The following is a 17,454-nucleotide window of genomic DNA, read 5'->3' on the forward strand; positions in this document are numbered from 1 at the left end:
GGGTCTGTGCGCCAAGTCTTGCGGTGATGTGGCGGTCCAACCGGGCACGCGCATCAATCATCCACAAGGCGACGGGGGCAATAGTGCAACGCTCCCCGGGGAGAGTACGACATAAGCCGTAAATCCACTGCGCAGGGAAGGCCGGGATGCTCCGGTTGCCCTGTTATCCGCTATGCATGAAGCACACGCAATCTGCTCTTCGCATGGCGGTCGATGGGAGCCAACCGGCTCCCGGCCTTCCCTGCGCCCTCTTTCATGAGAGGGTGAGGCACTGGTCAAAGCTCGGGCGAGAAAAGCCGCGAGAACGCGAAGCTGTGTCTCAGTCCCCCTGAATCCATTCGGCGACGCCGCGCCACAGCGTGTCGCGATGCTCGGGCCGGAAAAAGCCGAAATGGCCGATCGTCTTGGCGCCGACGTCGGACGGCTTGACGTTGAGCACCTCCGGCTTGATCGCGGTGAACCCGCTCGCGAGCAGTTCGACCGCCGGCCGCGTCGCCCACGGATCGTCGGAGAAGCACAGCGCCCGCAGCTCGCCCTTGAACTTCGCAAAATTCTCCAGCGCCGGCAGCTTGGAATCGAAGAGATAGCGGGGGCTCGAGACCCAATTGGCCCATTGCAGGAAGACCCCCTTGGGCAAATCCTCGCCGACGCCGGCCCAGCCCGGGGCGTAGCCGAGCGTGTGGGTGAGCGGGACGCCGATGAGGTTCATGAAGGCGAAGACGCGGTACTTCTCGGGCGAGGTCATCAGCCGCCAGGTCGCGGCCTGCGAGGCCACGAACGTAGCGCGCGAGATTTCGCTGTTGTTGGCGATCAGCCCCAGCGCCTGACCGCCGAAGGAATGGCCGACATAGGCCAGTGGCAGGGTGTTGTACCGCTCCCGCATCCAGCTGACCGCGGCGGTGACGTCGAGCGCGGCCCAGTCCGACATCGAGGCCTTGAAGCCGACCAGCGATTTCGGCTGGTTGTAGCCGACCATCGCCGGCAGCCGGGAATCGCCGATGCCGCGATAGTCGTAAGTGAGGACCGCGCAGCCGCGATGGGCGAGGTAGGAGGCAAAGCCCCGATAAATCTTGCGCGGCACGGCGGTGGCCGAATTGATCAGGACGGCATGGCGCTTGGTGCCGCGCGGCAGGAACAGGGTGCCGGCCAGGGCATACCCGTCGGTCGCCGGGAAGTTGATCTCGTCGATGAAAACGTCGTCCAGTGCCGCGTCCATGGGCGCAAGGTATCCTGCCAGTTTGCCTCGCCCTCCCAGCAAATGCGAATTTGGCTTTCCCCGCAAGGGCTTGCAGTGCCGACTGGATTTACAACTGGCGGGGCGGGGCCAGCCTGTGTATAAGGCGGCCCTCGCAACCCCTAGATCAGGTTGTGCTTTTTGCTTCACGGAGAGATTGCGATGTCCGAGCGGTGGACGCCCGAGTCCTGGCGCAGCAAGCCGGTGCTACAGGTGCCCGACTATCCCGACGCCAAGGCCCTGGCCGACGTGGAGGCGCAGCTTGCGACCTTTCCGCCGCTGGTGTTCGCGGGCGAGGCGCGCAACCTGAAGAAGGCGCTGGCCCGCGTTGCGGCCGGCGAGGCCTTCCTGCTCCAGGGCGGCGACTGCGCCGAGAGCTTTGCCGAGCACGGCGCCAACAACATCCGCGATTTCTTCCGCGTGCTGCTGCAGATGGCGGTGGTGCTGACCTACGCCGGCGCGGTGCCCGTGGTGAAGGTCGGCCGCATCGCCGGCCAGTTTGCAAAGCCGCGCTCGTCGCCGACCGAGAAGCTCAATGGCGTCGAGCTGCCGAGCTATCGCGGCGACATCGTCAACGACATCGCCTTCACCAGGGAAGCGCGCGTGCCGGATCCGCAGCGCCAGCTGATGGCCTATCGCCAGTCCGCCGCGACGCTGAACCTGCTGCGCGCGTTTGCGACCGGCGGCTACGCCAATCTCGGCAGCGTGCATGAGTGGATGCTCGGCTTCCTCAAGGATTCGCCGCAGTCCCGCCGCTACAAGGAATTGGCCGACCGCATCTCCGACGCGCTCAACTTCATGCGCGCCTGCGGTCTCGATCTCGAGGCCCATCCCGAGCTGCGCGCCACCGATTTCTACACCAGCCACGAGGCGCTGCTGCTCGGCTACGAGCAGGCCATGACCCGCGTCGATTCCACCACCGGCGACTGGTACGCGACCTCGGGCCACATGATCTGGATCGGCGACCGCACCCGCCAGCTCGATCACGGCCATATCGAGTATTTCCGCGGCATCAAGAATCCGATCGGGCTGAAATGCGGCCCGTCGCTCAAATCCGACGAGCTGTTGAAGCTTATCGACGTGCTTAATCCCGACAACGAGCCGGGCCGGCTGACGCTGATCGGCCGCTTCGGCTCGGACAAGGTCGGCGAGCATCTGCCGAACATGATCCGCGCCGTGAAGCGCGAGGGCAAAGTGGTGGTCTGGTCGTGCGATCCCATGCACGGCAACACCATCACCTCGACCTCGGGCTACAAGACGCGCCCGTTCGACCGCGTCCTGTCGGAGGTGAAGTCTTTCTTCACGATCCATGCCGCCGAAGGCACCCATGCCGGCGGCGTGCATCTGGAGATGACCGGGCAGGACGTCACCGAGTGTATCGGCGGCGCCCGGGCGATCACGGACGAGGACCTCAACGACCGCTATCACACGGTCTGCGATCCCCGCCTCAATGCCGAGCAATCCATCGACATGGCTTTCCTGATCGCCGAGCTCCTCAAGCAGGAACGCGCGGGCAAGGCCACGCCGATGCCGGCCGCAGCGGGACTCTAGGATCTTGCTGCGGATCTGGAAGGCCACGATCAATTCCCGTAACGGTCTGGCCTTTGCGTTCCGATCGGAGCAGGCCGTCCGCGAGGAGATTTTTGCGCTCCTGGTGTCGCTGCCGCTGGCCTGGTTGGTCGGCGCGACCGCGATGCGCGCGGTCGAGCTGGTCTGTTCGGTTGCGTTCGTGCTGACAGTCGAGCTGCTCAACACCGCGATCGAAAAGCTGGCCGACCGGCTGACGATGGATCACGATAAGCAGATCGGGCGGGTCAAGGACATGGGCTCGGCGGCCGTCGGCGTCGCGCTGCTGATGGCAGGCGCGTTCTGGATCATCGCCATCATCGAGCGACTGGGATTTATCTGATCGGAGCGCGGCGGCCATGACCGAACGTCTCAAAGCATTCGCGGTCACGCTCGCCCAGCTCAATCCGACCCTGGGCGATATCGAGGGCAACGCCGCCAAGGCGCGCAATGCGCGCGCGAGAGCCATCGCCGACGGCGCTGATCTCGTGCTGTTTCCGGAATTGTTCATCGCCGGCTATCCGCCGGAAGACCTCGTGCAGAAGCCGGCCTTCCAGGCGGCCTGCCGCGCTGCGATCGAGGCACTGGCCCGCGAGACCGCCGATGGCGGGCCGGCCATGCTGGTCGGCACGCCCTGGGTCGAGGACGGCAAGCTCTACAATGCCTGCGCGCTGCTCGACGGCGGGCGCATCGCTGGCTTGCGTTTCAAATGCAATCTGCCGAATTACGGCGTGTTCGACGAGAAGCGGCTGTTTTCGCGCGGCCCCGCTGCGGGCCCGGTGACGGTGCGCGGCGTGCGGATTGGCGTGCCGATCTGCGAGGACATCTGGCTGGAGGAATCCGAGGACTACGAGAACGTGGTCGAGACGCTGGCCGAGACCGGCGCCGAGATCATCCTGGTGCCGAACGGCTCGCCTTACGCCCGCGACAAGAACGACGTGCGCCTGTCGGTCGCGGTCGCCCGCGTCACCGAGAGCGGCCTGCCGCTGGTTTATCTCAACCAGATCGGCGGTCAGGACGAACTCGTGTTCGACGGCGCGTCCTTCGCGCTCAACGGCGATCTCTCGCTTGCGGCGCAATTGCCGTCGTTCGACGAGAGCATCGTCACGCTGCGCTTTGTGAGAAATGGCGACGACTGGCGCTGCACGGGCCCGATCGCCGAGCCACCCGAGGGCGACAACGCCGATTACGCCGCCTGCGTGCTGGGCCTGCGCGACTACGTCGGCAAGAACGGTTTTCCCGGCGTGCTGCTCGGCATTTCCGGCGGTATCGACTCGGCCCTCTGCGCGGCGATCGCGGTCGATGCGCTCGGCGCCGATCAGGTGCATGGCGTGATGCTGCCGTATCGCTACACTGCAGCACACTCGATCGCCGATGCGGGCGAGCTCGCCGGCCATCTCGGCATCCGCTATGAGGTGCTGCCGATCGCGGAGGCCGTGACCGGCTTCGAGACCATCCTCTCAGGCCTCTTCAAGAATCTGCCGCCCGATATCACCGAGGAAAACCTCCAGGCCCGCAGCCGCGGCACGCTCTTGATGGCGATCTCCAACAAGACCGGGTTGATGGTGGTGACGACAGGCAACAAGTCGGAAATGTCGGTCGGCTACGCCACGCTCTATGGCGACATGAACGGCGGCTTCAACCCGATCAAGGACATCTACAAGACGCAGGTGTTTCGGCTGGCGAGCCTGCGCAACGGCTGGAAGCCCGATGACGCGCTCGGGCCGGCGGGCGAGGTGATCCCGCCCGACATCATCACACGGCCGCCGAGCGCGGAACTGCGCGAGAACCAGACCGACCAGGATTCGCTGCCGCCCTATGAGCTGCTCGATGCCATCCTGGAGCGTCTTGTCGAGCGCGAGCAGCCGCTGGATCAGATCATCGCGGCCGGTTTCGATCGCGAAACGGTCACCCGCATCGACCATCTGCTCAACGTCGCCGAATACAAGCGCCGCCAGGCCGCGCCCGGCGTGAAGGTGACGCCGAGGAATTTCGGCCGCGACCGCCGCTATCCCATCACCAACCGCTTTCGCGACAAGGGCGAGGGGCTGCCCGCCGTCGACGAGACGCTGGTCTCGCGCGGCAGCAAGGCGTCGATCGACGCGTTCGAGGGGTGAAGCTTTCGGTGTGAGGACGATAGCGCCCCATGGTTCGCTGTCATCATCCGCGACGGCGGATGATCCAGTACTCCGCGGCGGATATTGAGACGACCGACTTCGGCCATAGCGCGTCAATAGGGATGGCCCCGCGCTGGTGTCGAGCAGGTGAGGCATGGCAGACGAGTTCATCCTAGATATTGAGGATCTCCGTGAGGTCGCTGCCTACGCGGCGGAAAATGCCGCGGACGTGCTGGAGATATTCGAGCAATCGTATCCCGCAGATTCCCGTCCGCGCGATGCGCTCGAAACCGCCCGGACGTTCGCAAGAGGAGGCAAGCGGGTGAAGGCCTTGCGCGATGCTGCCTGGGCCGCGCTGAAGGCAGCAAAGGAAGCCGAAAATGCAGCAGCCAGCCAAGCTGCGCGCGCCGCGATGTGTGCCTCATCCGCGGCCTATCTCCATCCCTTGGCTCGATCGGCTCAGGTCGGGCACATTCTCGGCGCGCCCGCCCTTGCAGCCCGGGCCACTGAACTTGCAGCGGGCGATGCTGCAGATGTTGGTGCCGACTATGTTGAGCGTGCCGCCCGGCGCGCGACGCCTGGGCTCGTCGAGGTTCTGCGCCGCTACCCGCTCGCACCGTCCGGTGGAGGGCGGGTTGGCGAACTGCTGCGCGCAATCGACCGCAGGCTTCGCAGCGAGCTGGCGTAACCAGATGCCCACCTCGCAAAGTAATGGCGGTGAGAACTCAGATTGCCGCTACGACGGGGTTGCGAAAAACAGCACCCGCAGGAAGTGCGTGTATTCGGATTCGAGCACCATGATCGACACAAAGACCAACACCGCGATCGGCGGCAGTAGGATGGCATAGGCCAAGGCCAGTCGCTCCCAGGCCATGTGCATGAAGACGGCGACGATCAGGCCGGCCTTCAACATCATGAACAGCAGGATCAGCGACCACCTCAGATAGCCATGCAGGCCAAAATAGTCGACGAGGTAGGAGCCCGTGCTGAGGACGAACAACCAGCCCCAGACCACCAAGTAGAGCTTGATCGGGTGCTGTTGACCCTTGGCGTGAACGGCTCCCGTTGCGACTGCGCCATGCGCCGGAGCGTGGAGCTGTCCTTCCATGTGTACCGCCGCGTTTGTCATGCGCCGACCTCACCAAAGATAGAAGAATGCAAAGATGAACACCCACACGAGATCGACGAAGTGCCAGTACAGGCCCATGATCTCGACGATCTCGTAATACCCCTTGCGGCTGGTGAAGAAGCCGCGCCTCTCGACGTCGAAGTCGCCGCGCAAGACCTTCCGCGCAATGGCGATCAGGAAGATCACGCCGATCGTCACGTGGGTGCCGTGGAAGCCCGTGATCATGAAGAAGCTCGCGCCGAACTGCGGTGCGCCCCACGGATTGCCCCAGGGCCGGACACCCTCCATGATCAGCTTGGTCCATTCGAAGGCCTGCATGCCGACGAAGGTTGCGCCGAACGCCGCCGTGGCCAGCATCAAGGCTGCGGTTCTGACGCGATCGCGGCGGTAGCCGAAGTTGACGGCCATCGCCATCGTTCCGCTGCTGCTGATCAGCACGAAGGTCATGATGGCGATCAGGATCAGGGGGATGTGGTTGCCGCCGATATTGAGGGCGAAGACTTCGCTGGGATTGGGCCACGGCACGGTCGTCGACATGCGCGCCGTCATGTAGGAAAGCAGGAAGCAGCTGAAGATGAAGGTGTCGCTGAGGAGGAAGATCCACATCATGGCCTTGCCCCAGGACACGTTCTTGAAGGCGCGCTGATCGGACGCCCAGTCGGCGGCGATCCCGCGCCAGCCCTCAAGCCGCGCAGTCGAATGGCCCGGATTTGTCAGCACGGTCTCTGCCATCTGGTCTCGCCTCCCTAGCTCAGCAATCGGCGACAGATGTTGACGAAATCGTCGGTCCAGCCCGTGAGAAGCCCGAGCAGCACAAGCCAGACCAGCAGCAGGAAATGCCAGTAGATGGCGCACAGCTCCACGCTCAAGCGCATGTCGGCGATCCCGGCGCCGCGCCACATCTTGGTCGAGGTTCGGCCCAAAGCCACCAGACCACCGGTCAGATGCAGCCCGTGCACTGCGGTCAACAGGTAGAAGAAGGAGTTCGCCGGATTGGACGCCACGAAATATCCGGCCGCGCCGAGCTGTTGCCAGGCCAGAAGCTGTCCGCCGAGGAAGATCACGGCAGCTGCGCCGCCCGCGAGCAGGCCGATCATGACGCCTTCAGCGTCGTCTCGGTACGCGGCCACGTAGGACCATTGCAGCGCGACGCTGCTCAGGATCAGGACGCCCGTGTTGAACCACAGCAGCCGCGGCACGGGCAGCGTCCGCCAGTCCGCCACGTCCATGCGCATCGAGTAGGCGCTGATGAAGAGGACGAACAATGCGCTCGCGACGGCGAGAAACACGCCAAGTCCGACCTTCGCTGCCGGCCAGGTCATGGCATCGCCGCCGGGGAAATCACCAGCCGGGCCTTCCTCCAGCCAGGGCTTGGCCGTCAGCCGCTGCTGCGACAGCCACCACCCGGCGATCACCGCAAGCACAGCCAGGAAAAGGATGATGGCGCTCACGAAGCAGCTCCCTGAATGAGCTGCGTCGCGTGCGGCGGCTGGTTCTGCGGAATGAAGTCCTCCGCGGCGCCAGGCACACTGTAATCATAGGCCCAGCGGTACACGACCGGGAGCTCCTTGCCCCAGTTGCCGTGCCCCGGAGGCGTCTCCGGCGTCTGCCATTCCAGCGTCGTCGCCCGCCACGGATTGCCGCCTGAGGCCTCACCTTTGAACAGGCTCCAGGCAAGATTGAACAGGAACACCATCTGGCTGAAGCCGACGGTCAAGGCCACCACGGAGATGAAGGCGTTCAGTGAATGGGCCGAGGACGGGATGAACGATGTATCTCCGAGTTCGAAATACCGGCGCGGAACCCCGAGCAGTCCAAGATAGTGCATCGGGAAGAAGATCAGGTAGGCGCCGAGGAAAGTGACCCAGAAGTGAAACTTGCCGAGTGCGTCATTGTACATTCGCCCCGTGACCTTGGGGTACCAGTGATAGATCGCCCCGAGCACGACCATGATCGGCGCCACGCCCATCACCATGTGGAAATGCGCGACCACGAACATGGTATCCGAGAGGGGCACGTCGACGACGACGTTGCCGAGGAAGAGGCCGGTGAGCCCGCCATTCACGAAGGTGATGATGAAGCCGAGGGCGAACAGCATCGGCACCCTGAGATGGATGTCGCCGCGCCACAGGGTCAGCACCCAGTTGTAGACTTTGATCGCGGTGGGGATGGCGATGATGAGCGTCGTGGTGGCGAAGAAGTACCCGAATTGCGGGAACATGCCGCTCACATACATGTGGTGCGCCCATACGATGAAGCTGAGCGCGCCGATGGCCACGATCGCCCAGACCATCATGCGGTAACCGAAGATGTTCTTGCGTGCATGCGTGCTGATCAGATCGGAAACGATGCCGAAGGCGGGCAGGGCAACGATGTAGACCTCGGGGTGGCCGAAGAACCAGAACAGGTGCTGGAAGAGCAGCGGGCTGCCCCCGCCATATTTCGATAGCTGGCCCATCTCGACGAGGGAGGGCATGAAGAAACTGGTTCCCAGCAGGCGGTCGAGCAGCAGCATGACCGAGGCAACGAAAAGTGCAGGGAATGCCAGCAACGCCATCACGGTTGCCGTGAAAATGCCCCACACCGTCAGGGGCAGGCGCATCAACGTCATGCCGCGGGTGCGTGCCTGGAGCACCGTCACCACGTAATTCAGCCCGCCCATGGTGAAGCCGATGATGAACAGGATCAGGGACGACATCATGAGAATGATGCCCCAATCCTGCCCGGGCGTTCCGGAGAGGATTGCTTGCGGCGGGTACAGCGTCCAGCCGGCGCCGGTCGGGCCGCCGGGCACGAAGAAGGTCGAGGCCAGCACGAGGACTGCGAGCAGGTAGACCCAATAGCTCAGCATGTTCACATAGGGGAAGACCATGTCCCGGGCGCCGACCATCAGCGGGATCAGGTAGTTGCCGAAGCCGCCCAGGAACAATGCGGTGAGCAGGTAGATCACCATGATCATGCCGTGCATGGTGATGAACTGGAGGTACTGGTTGGCATCGATGAAGGAGAAGGTGCCGGGGAATCCCAGTTGCAGTCGCATCAGCCAAGAGAGCACCAGGGCCACCAGCCCGATGGCCGAGGCCGTCAGCGAGTACTGAATGGCGATCACCTTGGCGTCCTGCGAGAAGACATACCGTGTCCACCAGCTCCTCGGATGATAGAGCTCGACATCAGGTACTTCGGCAGGCGGAGTGCCTGCGATCCCTTCATATGGAATATCGACCATAGAAAACCTCCTCGGTCGTTTCCATCGGGGGCGACGAGTTGGTCTCACGCACCCGATCCATCTTCGCGGCGGCGCTTGCTACTTGCCGCCGGATTGATATGTCGCCTTCACGACGGTGCTTGCAGGCGGCAATCCTGCAAACGTTTTCTGTTGCTCCAGCCAGGCGTGATATTCACGCTCTTCGTCGACGATGACCTTGGCCCGCATCTGATAGTGAGCCGCGCCACAAAGCTCCGCACAGAGAACGTCGAACGTTCCGGTTCGGATCGGCGTAATCCAGAAATAAGTCACCATGCCCGGAACCATGTCCATCTTGGCCCGGAATTCGGGCACGTAGAAATCGTGCAGGACATCAACCGAGCGGAGCAGAACCTTGACCGGCTTTCCCAGTTGAAGGTGCAGGTCGCCGTTCTCGATCACGACGTCGTCCTGCGCATGCGGATCATCGCGATTGAGCCCCATCGGATTTTCGGACGCGATGTTGCGGACATCGGATGTGCCCAACCGCCCATCCTTGCCCGGAAGGCGGAAGCTCCATTGCCATTGCTGGCCCATCACCTCGACCTCGGTGGCATCCGCAGGGACCGTCACGAACTGGTGCCAGACCACGAGGCCGGGGGCGAGCATCGCCGCGACGCCGATTCCGGTTCCCACGCTCAGCCACCATTCGAGCTTTTTGTTTTCAGGATTGTAGTCAGCCCGTCTTCCCTCCTTGTGGTGAAAGCGGAAGACGCAATAGGCCATGAAGGCGATGACCGCGACGAAAACGAAGCCCGTGATCCAGAACGTGATGTTGATGGTGTGATCGATATAGGCCCAGTTCGTGGCGATCGGCGTCCACCACCATGGGCTGTAGATGTGAAACAGCACCGAGCCGATCGCGACCAGAAGCAGTATCAGTGCGACAGCCATCCTGATCCATCCTTGCCATCGAAGGCTACGGATACGAATCCAGGGCGGAGCTCATGTCTGTCGCGATGGCTGGCCTTTTTCGGTTGGCACTTATGCCATCGCCGGCCTCTTGCCTCGCCCATTCCACTGGCCGCGAAATCAAGAGAATATTCGCGACCATCAACTCTAAGGGCGTCTGCGTCTAAAATGATACCAGCCTAACCCGGCGTCAATAGCGCAATGTAGGTGCCCCGACGTGGTTGATCGCCGTGCTGGCAAAGCCGACAGAGCATCAGGCGCGCAGGTTGGGTCTGGGTGATGCAACGCACAAATCCGTGCCAGTGCACAATTCACCCAACCGTGAGTGCAGCCTTGCGCCGCAAGCGCTAAACTTTGCGAGGCAGGTCGCGACGGGTTCCGTCCGGCCAGGCTCGCTCGTTGAACCTGGGTTGCCGTACTCGACCCATCGCGTTTCCTGCTCATCAGGCGGACACGCGTGGCTGGAAAGCGCGTGTTATCGAAACCGCGATTTTCAGCACGGGAGGGTCCGTTCATGGCCACTCTGTACTCCCACGACATCATCAGGCGGCACGTATTCGGCGAAGCGGCCTCTTATCCCGTTCGCAAGATCAGCCTGTCCGATCTGACCGAGGCCCTGCGCCTGGGTTGGGAGGATTTCCAGGCGATGCCGAGTCACGCGATCGTCGTATGCGTGATTTATCCCGTTCTCGGTCTCGTCCTGTTCAGGATGGTTCTCGGCTATTCGGTGCTGCCGCTACTATTTCCACTGGCCGCCGGCTTTGCCCTGATTGGACCGTTTGCCGCGATCGGTCTCTACGAACTCAGCCGGCGTCGTGAGCGCGGCGAGGAGGTCGATGCATGGGATGCGGTCAAGGTGCTGCGCGCACCGTCGTTGGGCGCCATGGTCGAACTCGGCGTGCTCCTGCTGGTCCTGTTCGGGGCCTGGATCGGTGTCGCGAACGCAATCTATGTCTCAATCTTCGGTCATGCGGCGGCCGCAAGCATTCCCGACTTCGCAACGCGCGTGCTGACGACACCGGAAGGCTGGTCGCTCATCATCGTCGGTTGCGGTGTCGGCTTCCTGTTTGCGGTTGTGGCCTTGTGCGTCAGCGTCGTGTCGTTTCCGTTGATGCTCGACCGGCATGCGACTGCGATCGACGCGATCCGCACCTCGCTCCGAGCAGTAGCGGCGAACCCGGTTGCGATGGCCGGATGGGGCCTCATCGTCGCGGTGCTGCTCGTGATCGGCTCGGTACCGCTCTTCGTCGGTCTCGCTGTCGTCCTGCCGGTGCTTGGCCATGCCACCTGGCACCTCTATCGGCGGGTGGTCGAGCCGAATCCGAATCCACCGGACGCGCCGCCGCCGCCCAGGAAGGGAAGGCGCTACGCGGCGGACTTTCCGGCCAATCTCTTCCCGTGGAGCCGCGAGGGAGAGTGAGACGGGCGATCGCGCCCCATTGAGTATTGGATCATCCGCGAAAGCGGATGATCCAATACTCCGCGGCGCTGCCGGTGCGCGCCAACTGTCGACACGGAGTACTGGATGCCCCGCTTGCCGCCTACGCTGAAGCTTCGGCGAGCCAAGACCTCACACCCCGGCGAAGCCTTGGCGTAGCCGGGTCGCGGGGCATGACAGTTGAGCAAAAGGTGATTTACTTCTGCTGCTGCGGCAGGAAGGTCGGCCCGACCGAGCGGATCGGCTTGTTCTCGGAGCTCGCAGGGGGGGCGGTATCTGCCGGCGGCGTCGCGGCCGGTGCATTCGCCGTCGTCGGCGCGGGAGCTGCGCCCTTCTTGGCATTCGCAGCCGTGCCCTTGTTGAGCCGCTGCTGCTGCATCTTCTTGGCGCTCTCCTCGGTGACGATGATGTCGCCCTGCTGCTCGGCTGCCGCCTTGTCATCGGCCGATTTCAATGCGTCCGCCCAGGTCTGTCCTGCAGCCTTGCAGGAGCAGGACGGGTTGAACTCGCTGCGGAATTTGAAAGCGGTCGGCAGCGCCGTGTAGGGCTGGCCGCTGACCGAGACCGCGGAGTTCATGTCTTCGCCGGGATTGCGATGGGTGTAGAGCACGGCTTCCGCGGCCGGGCAGAGTGCCTTGCAGGTCTTCTCGTCGTCGGGGAAGCGCGCCGGCACCGTTGCAAATGAGACCGGGAAATAGGCGCCGTCGCAGGTGCGCACGCATACGGTGCGATAGGTGCCGGATTGCGGCCCGAGATCGGAGGGCGGCACGCCTTGCGGATTGCCCGCGTTGTTGCCGCCGAACAGATTGCTGAGGAAGTTGCCGCCGCCTTGCGACTGCACGGCGTTGGCATATTGCGGGCCGCAATTGTTCTGCGCCAGCGCAACCAGCACCGAGCGGCGCTGACTGTCGCGTTCCGCGCTGAAGCCGCCACCGCCGCGCAAACGCTCGAGATTGCCGGTGATCTGGTCCAGATTGGCGCGCATCTGCTGGATCTGGGTGTTGACCGGTCCGCATTGGGCCGACTGGCCGTTGAACAGCGAGAAGAAGCCGGAGGAATCGCAGCCCATGCGCTTGGCCTGCATGGTGACGCGGTCCAGCTCGGCCTGCTGCTTGGCCTGGGAATCCTGGTAGCGGCGGATTTGATCTTCGCGCGCGGGGTCACCACCGCCGCCGCGGTCCAGCGCCGCGAGCTGGCCTTCCAACCGCACGCACATCGGATTGGGCCCAAGTCCGTTCTGACCGGGTTGAGGCGGCGGTCCGGGCGGACCGGCCTGCGCGAGGGCGCCGGTGACGAGCACGGCCGTGCTCAAGAGCACGGTGCAGGCAAGAAGCAAGCGAGCACGAGAGAGGGACAAGAATTCAGGCATATCCGCCATTCTAGCGAGGTCATGGCCCAATGTGACTTGGACTGAAGCGACTTGGACGCCGAAGCGATTTTGGGGGGCCGAAGCGCGCCCTCCCAATAGCCGCTTCCTGCGGCATCGTCACGTCGTTTTGGGGGCCAATGGACCGGGCCTAAGCTGCGCCAGCTCCGAGCGAATTCAGCGCTGGCAAGTGATTGCGACATATTCGTCGCAATGGCCATGGGAGCAGTTTGCGCCGGATTTGGGGACAGAGCCGGTAATTTCGTCGGGATCGACCCGGCGATAGCTTGATGCCTGGGCAAAATCTCGTGACTGGCAGTAGGTGCGGGCGACGGAGGCGCCGCATTTCTCGCCCTTGGCCAGGCACTGATCGACGCCGTAGCCGTCAGCCTGGTTGGCGATGATGAAGACGCGGGTCTCGGCGCCGGCGCCGGATGCCGCGAGGATCGAGGCGCTGAAAATGAACGCGAGCAAGGATCGCATGAAAATACCGGGAGGCAAAAAAGGGAACAATCTGGTTCCAGAATGGGCTCAAATAGTTAAGGATCACGAACCATCCCGGCGGGCTGCGCGCTTTGCGAACATAAAACGGCATTCTCGCGGCTCCCTTGACGCGGGGCCGCCTCATAGCCCATATGTGGCCGCATGAACGGTCTCCTCGCCATTTGCGCCATTTGCCGCGAGATTATGAGCTAGCGATTCGCTGGCTGGAGCCGTCTTTTCTCAAAAACATTGAGAGCCCTGGACGCCCGGCCAACAGCCGACGGGTATCCATATGGAATTGCGCCTTTACGATACGCTGACGAAGGAAAAACGCATCTTCGCGCCGCTCGATGCGAAAGACGTCCGCATGTATGTCTGCGGGCCGACCGTCTATGACTTCGCCCATATCGGCAATGCACGGCCGGTGATCGTGTTCGACGTGCTGTTTCGGCTGCTGCGCCATCTCTATGGCGAGGCGCACGTCAAATATGTCCGTAACATAACCGACGTCGACGACAAGATCAATGACCGCGCCGCGCGCGATTTCCCGGGCCTGCCGCTGAACGAGGCCATTCGCAAGGTCACCGAGCAGACCGGCAAGCAGTTTCACGCCGATGTCGACGCGCTCGGCGCGCTTCGGCCGAGCGTCGAGCCGCGCGCGACGGAGCATATCGGCGAGATGCGCGAGATCATCGAGCGGCTGATCAAGGGCGGCTTTGCCTATGCCGCCGAGGACCATGTTTTGTTCTCGCCGCAGGCGATGAACGCAGCAAATTCCTCGCTGCCCCGCTACGGTGCGCTGTCGAAGCGATCGCTCGACGAGATGATCGCCGGCGCCCGCGTCGATGTCGCGCCTTACAAGCGCGATGCCACCGACTTCGTGCTGTGGAAGCCGTCCAAGCCGGGCGAGCCGTCATGGCCGTCACCGGCCGGCATCAAGGCCGAGGGGCGTCCCGGCTGGCACATCGAGTGCTCGGCCATGGCCTGGAAGCATCTCGGCGAGCATTTCGACATCCATGGCGGCGGCATCGATCTCGTGTTTCCGCATCACGAGAACGAGGTCGCACAGACCTGCTGCGCCTTCCACCGAGAGCGCATGGCGAATTATTGGATGCACAACGGCTTCCTGCAGGTCGAAAGCGAGAAGATGTCGAAGAGCCTCGGCAACTTCATCACGATCCATGAGCTGCTCGCGGATTGGCCCGGCGAGGTACTGCGCTTGAACATGCTCAAGACGCACTACCGCTCGCCGATCGACTGGACCATGAAGTCGCTGGAGGAGAGCGCCAAGACGCTCGACGACTGGTATCGCGTTGCCGCCGACGTCGCGCCCGGCGAGCCGGCCGCGTCGGTGGTCGAGCCGCTGCTCGACGATCTCAACACGCCGCTGGCGATCGCGGCGTTGCATGGCCTGCGTGGAGGTGACGTGGGCGCTCTGGCGGGCTCGTTGCGCCTGCTCGGCTTCTTGTCCGAGAGCGCAGCGCAGTGGGAAGGACGCAAGCAGCAGGCGAGCGGCGTCGATGCCGGGGAAGTCGAGCGCCTGATCGCGGAGCGGACGGCGGCCCGTAGCCGCAAGGACTTCAGGGAATCCGACCGCATTCGCGATCTGCTCGCTGCAATGGGCGTCGCGATCAAGGACTCCAAGGAAGGAACGACGTGGGAGGTCGCGCGATGAAACGGCCCGACACGCCTTTCCCGCGGCACTGGCTCTATTACATCGCGCTGAAGATCGCGCTGCTCGCGGGTGCCGTGGCGCTGGTTCTCAAGCTCTATGGGATGTGGTGAGGACGATGGGACAGACTTTGCCAAAGCCCGGCTTGCGGCCGTTCCTGCCGGCGGACGTGCCAATTCTTGCTGCGATCTTCACCGCCAGCATCGAGGAGCTGACTGGCGACGACTATAGCGAGGCGCAGCAGCAGGCCTGGATGGAGGTGGCGGACAGCGAAGAGTTCGGCAAGCACCTCGCGTCAGACCTGACGCTGATCGCGACGCTCGATGGCTCGCCGGTTGGTTTTGCTTCGCTGCGCGGCAATGACCACATCCGCATGCTCTATGTGCATCCGGCCGTCAGCGGGCAGGGCATCGCCACCATGCTGGTCGATGCGCTGGAAAAGCTTGCCGGCGGCCGCGGCGCCCAAAGCCTCAACGTCGATGCCAGCGACACCGCGCAAGGCTTTTTCGCCAAGCGCGGCTACACTGCCCAGCAGCGCAATAGCGTCACCATCAATGACGAATGGCTTGCCAACACCACCATGAAGAAGACGCTCGGAGCGGGGCAATGAGCAAAGAGCGCCTTTATCTGTTCGACACCACGCTGCGCGACGGCGCGCAGACCAACGGCGTCGATTTCACGCTGACCGACAAGCAGGTCATCGCCGTGATGCTCGATGACCTCGGCATCGATTATGTCGAAGGCGGCTATCCCGGCGCCAATCCGCTCGACACCGAGTTCTTCGGCAGCAAGCCTAAGCTCGCCCATGCGCGCTTCACGGCGTTCGGCATGACGCGACGGGCCGGGCGCTCGGTCTCGAACGATCCCGGTGTGGCCGGGCTTTTGGCAGCGAAGGCCGACGCGATCTGCTTCGTCGCGAAGGCATCCGCCTATCAGGTGCGCGTCGCGCTCGAGACGACGAAGGAGGAAAACCTCGCCTCGATCCGCGACAGCGTCGCGGCCGCGAAGGCCGCCGGTCGCGAGGTCATGCTCGATTGCGAGCATTTCTTCGACGGCTACAAGGAAGATGCGAGCTTCGCGCTCGCCTGCGCCAAGGCCGCCTTCGAGGCCGGCGCGCGCTGGGTGGTGCTGTGCGACACCAATGGCGGCACCATGCCGCACGAGGTCGAGGCCATCGTCACCGAAGTTACTAAGCACGTCCCCGGCGACCGCGTCGGCATCCACGCCCATAACGACACCGAGCAGGCGGTGGCCAATTCGCTCGCCGCGGTGCGTGCCGGCGCGCGGCAGATCCAGGGCACGCTGAACGGCCTTGGCGAGCGCTGCGGCAACGCCAATCTCTGCTCGCTGATCCCCACGCTGAAGCTGAAGCCGGAGTTTTCGGACGCCTTCGAGATCGGCGTCACGGCCGAGAAGCTGGCAACTCTGGTCAAGGTCTCGCGCACGCTCGACGACATGCTCAACCGGGTGCCGAACCGGCATGCTCCTTACGTCGGCGAGAGCGCCTTCGTCACCAAGACCGGCATCCATGCGTCCGCGGTGCTGAAGGACCCGCAGACATACGAGCACGTGCTGCCGGAGACGGTCGGCAACCACCGCAAGGTCCTGGTCTCGGACCAGGCCGGACGTTCCAACGTCATCGCCGAGCTCGACCGCGCCGGCATTCCCTACGAGAAGAGCGATCCGAAGCTGACGCGCCTCGTCGAAGAGTTGAAGGAGCGCGAGGCGGCCGGCTACGCCTATGAATCCGCCAACGCCTCGTTCGAACTGTTGGCGCGCCGTACGCTCGGCAAGGTACCGCATTATTTCGAGGTCGAGCAGTTCGACGTCAATGTCGAGCAGCGCTACAATTCGCATGGCGAACGTGTCACCGTCGCTTTGGCCGTGGTGAAGGTCGACGTCGCCGGCGAGCACCTGATCTCGGCTGCCGAAGGCAACGGTCCCGTCAACGCCCTCGACGTTGCCCTGCGCAAGGACCTCGGCAAGTACCAGAGATACATCGAGGGGCTGAAGCTAATCGACTACCGCGTGCGTATCCTCAACGGCGGTACCGGCGCGGTCACGCGCGTCCTGATCGAGAGCGAGGACGAGAATGGCGATAGCTGGACCACGGTCGGCGTCTCCCCCAACATCATCGACGCTTCGTTCCAGGCGCTGATGGATTCGGTGATCTACAAGCTCGTGAAGTCGGGCGCGCCGGCGTAGGTCCCACGACGACTGTCATACCCCGCGAAGGCGGGATATCCAGTGCGCCGCGGCTTCTCGGTTGCTCTCGCGCGGCTCGGAGGTAAGG

The 17,454-nt window shown here is 63.6% G+C and carries 16 protein-coding genes; 8 read left to right on the forward strand and 8 right to left on the reverse strand.

Annotated features, from left to right (window positions below):
- Positions 1 to 319: 319 nt before the first annotated feature.
- Positions 320 to 1,216 (reverse strand): alpha/beta fold hydrolase, encoded by an 897-nt coding sequence (locus GGD61_RS26620; protein WP_092252403.1) that lies wholly within the window; start codon positions 1,214 to 1,216, stop codon positions 320 to 322.
- A 180-nt stretch (positions 1,217 to 1,396) separates the two neighbouring features.
- On the opposite strand from GGD61_RS26620, the gene GGD61_RS26625 reads away from it, so the two are divergent.
- The 4 genes from GGD61_RS26625 to GGD61_RS26640 all read left to right on the forward strand — a co-directional run bounded on the left by GGD61_RS26625 (position 1,397) and on the right by GGD61_RS26640 (position 5,605).
- The gene (locus GGD61_RS26625; RefSeq protein ID WP_092252405.1) at positions 1,397 to 2,785 is read left to right on the forward strand and encodes a class II 3-deoxy-7-phosphoheptulonate synthase; all 1,389 of its coding nucleotides are present in this window, start codon (positions 1,397 to 1,399) and stop codon (positions 2,783 to 2,785) included.
- A 4-nt stretch (positions 2,786 to 2,789) separates the two neighbouring features.
- Positions 2,790 to 3,143: a diacylglycerol kinase gene (locus GGD61_RS26630; RefSeq protein WP_018320918.1), complete on the forward strand. Its 354-nt coding sequence runs from the start codon at positions 2,790 to 2,792 to the stop codon at positions 3,141 to 3,143.
- Between the two features lie 16 nt (positions 3,144 to 3,159).
- Complete coding sequence (locus tag GGD61_RS26635) at positions 3,160 to 4,917, forward strand: NAD+ synthase (protein WP_092252407.1); 1,758 nt, start codon at positions 3,160 to 3,162, stop codon at positions 4,915 to 4,917.
- A 154-nt stretch (positions 4,918 to 5,071) separates the two neighbouring features.
- Positions 5,072 to 5,605, forward strand: a complete 534-nt coding sequence (locus tag GGD61_RS26640; RefSeq protein ID WP_092252409.1) for a putative immunity protein — start codon at positions 5,072 to 5,074, stop codon at positions 5,603 to 5,605.
- A gap of 48 nt (positions 5,606 to 5,653) precedes the next feature.
- On the opposite strand, the gene GGD61_RS26645 is transcribed toward GGD61_RS26640, so the two are convergent.
- The 5 genes from GGD61_RS26645 to GGD61_RS26665 form a co-directional block, all read right to left on the reverse strand.
- The gene (locus GGD61_RS26645; RefSeq protein ID WP_018645522.1) at positions 5,654 to 6,046 is read right to left on the reverse strand and encodes a cytochrome C oxidase subunit IV family protein; all 393 of its coding nucleotides are present in this window, start codon (positions 6,044 to 6,046) and stop codon (positions 5,654 to 5,656) included.
- Positions 6,047 to 6,055: 9 nt separating this feature from the next.
- Positions 6,056 to 6,778: a heme-copper oxidase subunit III family protein gene (locus GGD61_RS26650; protein WP_092252412.1), complete on the reverse strand. Its 723-nt coding sequence runs from the start codon at positions 6,776 to 6,778 to the stop codon at positions 6,056 to 6,058.
- Positions 6,779 to 6,792: 14 nt separating this feature from the next.
- Positions 6,793 to 7,497, reverse strand: coding sequence for a cytochrome c oxidase subunit 3 (locus tag GGD61_RS26655; RefSeq protein WP_092252414.1), 705 nt, complete (start codon positions 7,495 to 7,497; stop codon positions 6,793 to 6,795).
- Entirely contained in the window at positions 7,494 to 9,272 is a 1,779-nt protein-coding gene (locus GGD61_RS26660) for a cbb3-type cytochrome c oxidase subunit I (RefSeq protein WP_018320923.1), read from the reverse strand. The genes GGD61_RS26655 and GGD61_RS26660 overlap by 4 nt, the downstream gene beginning before the upstream one ends.
- Positions 9,273 to 9,350: 78 nt before the next feature.
- Positions 9,351 to 10,184, reverse strand: a complete 834-nt coding sequence (locus GGD61_RS26665; RefSeq protein ID WP_092252416.1) for a cytochrome c oxidase subunit II — start codon at positions 10,182 to 10,184, stop codon at positions 9,351 to 9,353.
- Positions 10,185 to 10,716: 532 nt separating this feature from the next.
- On the opposite strand from GGD61_RS26665, the gene GGD61_RS26670 reads away from it, so the two are divergent.
- A complete protein-coding gene (locus tag GGD61_RS26670; RefSeq protein ID WP_092252418.1) occupies positions 10,717 to 11,622 on the forward strand; it encodes a DUF2189 domain-containing protein in 906 nt (301 codons plus the stop codon).
- A gap of 214 nt (positions 11,623 to 11,836) precedes the next feature.
- Here the strand turns inward: GGD61_RS26670 and GGD61_RS26675 are convergent, their stop codons facing one another.
- Positions 11,837 to 13,018 (reverse strand): DUF2865 domain-containing protein, encoded by a 1,182-nt coding sequence (locus tag GGD61_RS26675; protein WP_092252420.1) that lies wholly within the window; start codon positions 13,016 to 13,018, stop codon positions 11,837 to 11,839.
- Between the two features lie 165 nt (positions 13,019 to 13,183).
- Positions 13,184 to 13,489 carry a hypothetical protein gene (locus GGD61_RS26680; protein WP_183231568.1) on the reverse strand — a complete coding sequence of 102 codons (306 nt, stop codon included), beginning with the start codon at positions 13,487 to 13,489 and terminating at the stop codon, positions 13,184 to 13,186.
- Positions 13,490 to 13,781: 292 nt separating this feature from the next.
- On the opposite strand from GGD61_RS26680, the gene cysS reads away from it, so the two are divergent.
- The 3 genes from cysS to cimA all read left to right on the forward strand — a co-directional run bounded on the left by cysS (position 13,782) and on the right by cimA (position 17,366).
- Complete coding sequence (cysS, locus tag GGD61_RS26685; RefSeq protein ID WP_092252424.1) at positions 13,782 to 15,164, forward strand: cysteine--tRNA ligase; 1,383 nt, start codon at positions 13,782 to 13,784, stop codon at positions 15,162 to 15,164.
- Between the two features lie 115 nt (positions 15,165 to 15,279).
- The gene (locus tag GGD61_RS26690; protein ID WP_177236916.1) at positions 15,280 to 15,771 is read left to right on the forward strand and encodes a GNAT family N-acetyltransferase; all 492 of its coding nucleotides are present in this window, start codon (positions 15,280 to 15,282) and stop codon (positions 15,769 to 15,771) included.
- The gene (gene cimA, locus GGD61_RS26695) at positions 15,768 to 17,366 is read left to right on the forward strand and encodes a citramalate synthase (protein ID WP_092252429.1); all 1,599 of its coding nucleotides are present in this window, start codon (positions 15,768 to 15,770) and stop codon (positions 17,364 to 17,366) included. The genes GGD61_RS26690 and cimA overlap by 4 nt, the downstream gene beginning before the upstream one ends.
- The last annotated feature ends 88 nt before the right edge of the window (positions 17,367 to 17,454 follow it).

The sequence above is a fragment of the Bradyrhizobium sp. SBR1B genome (assembly GCF_014198205.1).
Taxonomy (GTDB): Bacteria; Pseudomonadota; Alphaproteobacteria; order Rhizobiales; family Xanthobacteraceae; genus Bradyrhizobium.

Bases quoted from the DNA above. Each gene is read 5' to 3' on its own strand.
- GGD61_RS26620 (WP_092252403.1), bottom strand. From the start codon at position 1,216: ATGGACGCGGCACTGGACGACGTTTTCATCGACGAGATCAACTTCCCG.
- GGD61_RS26625 (WP_092252405.1), top strand. From the start codon at position 1,397: ATGTCCGAGCGGTGGACGCCCGAGTCCTGGCGCAGCAAGCCGGTGCTA.
- GGD61_RS26635 (WP_092252407.1), top strand. From the start codon at position 3,160: ATGACCGAACGTCTCAAAGCATTCGCGGTCACGCTCGCCCAGCTCAAT.
- GGD61_RS26640 (WP_092252409.1), top strand. From the start codon at position 5,072: ATGGCAGACGAGTTCATCCTAGATATTGAGGATCTCCGTGAGGTCGCT.
- GGD61_RS26645 (WP_018645522.1), bottom strand. From the start codon at position 6,046: ATGACAAACGCGGCGGTACACATGGAAGGACAGCTCCACGCTCCGGCG.
- GGD61_RS26650 (WP_092252412.1), bottom strand. From the start codon at position 6,778: ATGGCAGAGACCGTGCTGACAAATCCGGGCCATTCGACTGCGCGGCTT.
- GGD61_RS26660 (WP_018320923.1), bottom strand. From the start codon at position 9,272: ATGGTCGATATTCCATATGAAGGGATCGCAGGCACTCCGCCTGCCGAA.
- GGD61_RS26665 (WP_092252416.1), bottom strand. From the start codon at position 10,184: ATGGCTGTCGCACTGATACTGCTTCTGGTCGCGATCGGCTCGGTGCTG.
- GGD61_RS26670 (WP_092252418.1), top strand. From the start codon at position 10,717: ATGGCCACTCTGTACTCCCACGACATCATCAGGCGGCACGTATTCGGC.
- GGD61_RS26675 (WP_092252420.1), bottom strand. From the start codon at position 13,018: ATGGCGGATATGCCTGAATTCTTGTCCCTCTCTCGTGCTCGCTTGCTT.
- GGD61_RS26680 (WP_183231568.1), bottom strand. From the start codon at position 13,489: ATGCGATCCTTGCTCGCGTTCATTTTCAGCGCCTCGATCCTCGCGGCA.
- cysS (WP_092252424.1), top strand. From the start codon at position 13,782: ATGGAATTGCGCCTTTACGATACGCTGACGAAGGAAAAACGCATCTTC.
- GGD61_RS26690 (WP_177236916.1), top strand. From the start codon at position 15,280: ATGGGACAGACTTTGCCAAAGCCCGGCTTGCGGCCGTTCCTGCCGGCG.
- cimA (WP_092252429.1), top strand. From the start codon at position 15,768: ATGAGCAAAGAGCGCCTTTATCTGTTCGACACCACGCTGCGCGACGGC.